Genomic DNA, 4,246 nt, shown 5'->3' on the forward strand with positions numbered 1-4,246 from the left:
GTGCGCGGTTAACACAGGACGCACGGACATCTCGTTGATCGCCGCCGCGAGCGTGTCGGCGCCGTGCTCCTTCGCCACCGCTTCTTTCGCCTGCTGCAACCAGCCCTGGTCGGCGGGGCGTGCCCGCAGCGACCGCACCCGGTGCACCTGTTCGGCGACGTTGGCGAGGTGGAAGTAGGCCGCGAACGCGCGCACCAGCACGGCGGCGGTGTCCAGCGGCAGCGAGGCGAGCAGCGCACGGGCGTCCTCGCGAGCGGCGGTGCCGCCGTCGTCCTTGCTCTTCTTGGTCAGGGCGCGGACCTGCTCGACCAGGTCGAGCGCATCGGCGCCCTGCTGGCGCACCAGCGACTCGCCGAGCAGTCGCCCGACCCGGCGCACGTCGGCACGCAGCAGGGCATCGGCGTCGGTATCCATGGCGTCGATCCTTCCCGACGGCGCAAACCCGCAACAGCGCGCCGACACCACGACGCCCGCGCTCGACGCGCGCCAGGGGCCCGGCGCCCATGCCCTAGTTTCGACGCCATGCGCATCCTCGTCACCGGCGGCGCCGGCTACATCGGCTCGGTCGTCACCGCCCAACTGCTCGACGAGGGACACGACGTCACCGTGCTGGACGATCTGTCGACCGGCCACGCCGACGCGGTGCCCGACGGCGCACGGTTCGTGCAGGGCGGCATCGACGATGCGGCCGGCGTGCTCGACGGTGTCGACGCCGTCGTCCACTTCGCGGCCAAGTCATTGGTCGGCGAGTCGACCCAGCATCCGGATCTCTACTGGCGCAACAACGTGGTCGGCACGCTGGCCCTGCTCGACGCCATGCGCGCGGCGGGTGTGCCGCGCATCGTCTTCTCGTCGAGCGCGGCGACCTACGGCGACCTCGACGAGTCCCCGATCTCCGAGCAGGCGCCGAACCGGCCGAGCAGCCCGTACGGCGCGACGAAGCTCGCCGTCGACCTGCTGCTGAGCGACTACGCCGCCTGCTTCGGCATGGCAGCGGTCAGCCTGCGGTACTTCAACGTCGCCGGCGCGATGACCGGCGGCGGCCGTCTCATCGGCGAGCGGCACCCGGTCGAGACGCATCTCATCCCGAACGCGCTCCGCGCGGCCGCCGGCGACGGCCCCGCCCTGTCGCTGTTCGGTACCGACTACCCGACGCCCGACGGCACGTGCGTGCGCGACTACATCCACGTCGTCGACCTCGGCGAGGCCCACCTGCGTGCGCTCGCCGCGGCCGAGCCGTCGCGGCATCTCGTCCTGAACCTCGGCAGCGGCACCGGGTACAGCGTGCGGCAGGTGATCGACACCGTCGGCGCCGTGACCGGCCGCAGCGTGCCGGTGGTCGAGGCCCCGCGCCGAGCGGGCGACCCGGCCGAACTCGTGGCCGGCAACCAGCGGGCGGGCGAGGTGCTCGGCTGGCGCCCCACGCGGGACCTGCACGCGATGGTCGCCGACGCCTGGACCTTCCACCAGCGACTCGGCTGACGCGGAAGGGCGTCCGGGACGACGTCGCGCGCCCTTCGGGACAAGCTCCGAGCAACCCGAAATTCGGGTCCAACCGCCCGTACGACGCGTAACGATCATGTGACGGAGTGATGTCCGGGTCGCTCCGTCTAGGCAGACGGTCGTAGAACGCGATATAAAGAGCCGGTCATCGGGCGAGTCGGGGGACATCGCCGGGCAGCGCGTATCACCGCGCACCTCGAGGTCCTCCACGAGCGTGAAGACACTTGTCGGGGGACAAGTCGTCGCGCTGCGGCGTGACGACAGCTCGGGGGAAACATGTCGAGGGGTGGCCTGGCGGCCGCCGCGGGGGAATCGTCGACGCCTGGCTCTGTGCTGGGCGTCCGCACACCGCGTGCGCCGTCGATGGGGAGTGGGTCCGCGTCGGTCCACGGGACCGGACGTGAGCGCAGCGTCGATCGGGCGCTGCACCTGGTGCCGTTCGACGCGACGTCGCTCGAGAGCGCCGCGCTGCCCTCGGTGGGATCGCTGGCCGCGACGCCGATCCACCAGCGCGCGCCGATGGTCGTGCCGGTCGTGCCGGTCGCGCTAGCGACGCTGTCGCCGGCGCATCCGCAGCGGACGGGTCATCGGCGGCTGGTGAAGGCCGCGATGGACCGTGTGCTCGCCGCCGTCGGTCTGCTGCTGCTGGCACCGGTGCTGGTGCTGATCGCTCTGGTGGTGCGCTGCACGAGCCGCGGGCCCGCCCTCTTCGTCCAGACGCGGATCGGTCGCGACGGTCGCCCGTTCCGGATGGTGAAGTTCCGTTCGATGTACGTCGACGCCGAGGGCCGACTCGAGGCGTTGCTCGCGCTGAACGAGAACGACGGGCACCGGTTCAAGATGCGGCGTGACCCGCGTGTGACGCCGGTAGGTCGGGTGCTGCGTCGCTTCTCGCTCGACGAGCTGCCGCAGCTGATCAACGTGCTGACCGGGTCGATGTCGCTCGTGGGGCCGCGTCCGCCGCTGCCGCAGGAGGTCGCGCGCTACGACGAACGCACCTGCCGGCGACTGGTCGTCAAGCCCGGTCTGACCGGCCTCTGGCAGGTCAGCGGCCGCAGCGATCTCGGCTGGGACGAGAGCCTGTCGCTCGACCTGCATTACGTCGACCACTGGTCGCTCGCGCTCGACCTCGTCGTGCTGCTGCGGACGGCGAGGGCGGTGGTCCGCGCGACGGGCGCGTACTGAGGCACGGCGCCCGAGGGGAACGGGCGGGTTCGAACGGGTCGGAAGGGGTTCCGATCCGCAGCGGGGGACGACGCCGGCGGCGTCGGTGAAGGTCGGGGGACTGTTGACATGAGGATCGCGCTGGTCGGTACCAGGGGGGTGCCGGCCCGGTACGGCGGCTTCGAGACCTGCGTCGAGCAGGTCGGCCTGCGTCTGGTGAAGGCGGGGCACGAGGTCGTCGTGTACTGCCGCACGAGCAAGGACGAGCCGCGGCCGGCCGAGTACGAGGGCATGAAGTTGGTGCACCTGCCGGCGCTGCGGCGGAAGTCGCTCGAGACGCTGAGCCACACGCTGCTGTCGGTGCTGCACCTGCTGCTGCACCGCGTGGACGCGGCGATCGTCTTCAACGCCGCGAACGCGCCCTTCCTCCCGCTGCTGCGCGCCCGGGGCATCCCGGTGGCCACGCACGTCGACGGTCTGGAGTGGAAGCGGGCGAAGTGGCAGGGCGCGGGACGCCGCTACTACCGGCTCGCCGAGTCGCTCGCCGTCCGCTGGTCCGACCGCCTGATCGCCGACGCGCAGGGCATCGCCGACTACTACGCGGAGGAGTTCGGCGCCGCGACCGACCTCATCGCCTACGGCGCCCCGATCATCGCCGCACCCGAGCCGCAGCTGCTCACGCCGCACGGTCTGACGCCGAAGGGCTACCACCTCGTCGTGGCACGGTTCGAGCCCGAGAACCACGTGCACCTCATCGTCGAGGGGTACCGCCGCAGCGGCGCCCAGCTGCCGCTGGTCGTGGTCGGCTCGGCCCCGTACGCCGACGCGTACACCGCGCAGGTGCGCGCGCTCGCCGACGACCGCGTCACCTTCTTCGGCGGTGTGTGGGACCAGGCGCTGCTCGACCAGCTCTACGCCAACGCGGCGACCTACCTGCACGGCCACTCGGTCGGCGGCACGAACCCCTCGCTGCTGCGCGCGATCGGGGCGGGCGCGGCGACGATCGCGTACGACGTCAACTTCAACCGCGAGATCCTGCTCAACCACGGCCGTTACTTCAGCGATGCGGCCGACGTGGCGCGCGAGATCGAGGCCGCCGAGGTCTCGCTGACGATGACGGTCGCGCGCGGCCGCCGGGCCCAGCGGTCGATCGCGTCGCGCTACGACTGGGACGACGTCGCCTCCCGCTACGAGCAGCTGTGCACCGTGCTCGCCGGTGCGGAGGGTCGCGCGGCGGTCCGTCCCTCGGGGCGCCGTCACGGCGCCTCGACCGAGCTGCAGCCGCTGCCGTCGGCGCCCGGGTCCGTACCCTCGTCGCCGGCCTCTACAGCTGATGCGCTCGCGGACGATCTGCCCGCCCACCGCATGGCGGGATGACAGGCGTTCGCAGCGCGTCACCAGACGCGTCGTCCTCCAGAAGCCGGGTGTTCGTCCCCGGACCTTGATCGGCGGCGCGGGGCCGATGTGGCACGGCGTCCCCCCCTGTGCGCACGGCCTCGCGCCCCCCCGACCGGTGCGTCCGCACCGGTCCGGCCGCCGGCCGCCGGAGCGCGGAGCGGCGGGTGAACTTCACATGAAA

At 72.2% G+C, this 4,246-nt stretch carries 3 protein-coding genes and 1 pseudogene; 3 read left to right on the forward strand and 1 reads right to left on the reverse strand.

The features are described 5' to 3' along the window. Positions 1–414, reverse strand: a 414-nt coding sequence (locus tag ACTHMS_RS12050) for a phosphoenolpyruvate carboxylase (RefSeq protein ID WP_440306909.1), incomplete at its 3' end; no start/stop codon positions are given. A 108-nt stretch (positions 415–522) separates the two neighbouring features. On the opposite strand from ACTHMS_RS12050, the gene galE reads away from it, so the two are divergent. From galE to ACTHMS_RS12065, 3 genes and pseudogenes are all read left to right on the forward strand, one after another. After that, positions 523–1,482, forward strand: a complete 960-nt coding sequence (gene galE / locus ACTHMS_RS12055; protein ID WP_440306910.1) for a UDP-glucose 4-epimerase GalE — start codon at positions 523–525, stop codon at positions 1,480–1,482. Positions 1,483–2,028: 546 nt separating this feature from the next. Further along, positions 2,029–2,688: pseudogene (locus ACTHMS_RS12060) on the forward strand (sugar transferase); the annotation flags it as partial. A gap of 108 nt (positions 2,689–2,796) precedes the next feature. Further along, a complete protein-coding gene (locus ACTHMS_RS12065; protein WP_440306911.1) occupies positions 2,797–4,044 on the forward strand; it encodes a DUF1972 domain-containing protein in 1,248 nt (415 codons plus the stop codon). Positions 4,045–4,246: the final 202 nt, after the last annotated feature.

This window comes from Jatrophihabitans sp. (genome assembly GCF_051960575.1).
Classification (GTDB): Bacteria; Actinomycetota; Actinomycetes; order Mycobacteriales; family Jatrophihabitantaceae; genus JBQCEE01.

What these genes read in the sequence shown, in the direction of transcription:
- galE (WP_440306910.1), top strand. Translation starts at nt 523, where the DNA reads ATGCGCATCCTCGTCACCGGCGGCGCCGGCTACATCGGCTCGGTCGTC.
- ACTHMS_RS12065 (WP_440306911.1), top strand. Translation starts at nt 2,797, where the DNA reads ATGAGGATCGCGCTGGTCGGTACCAGGGGGGTGCCGGCCCGGTACGGC.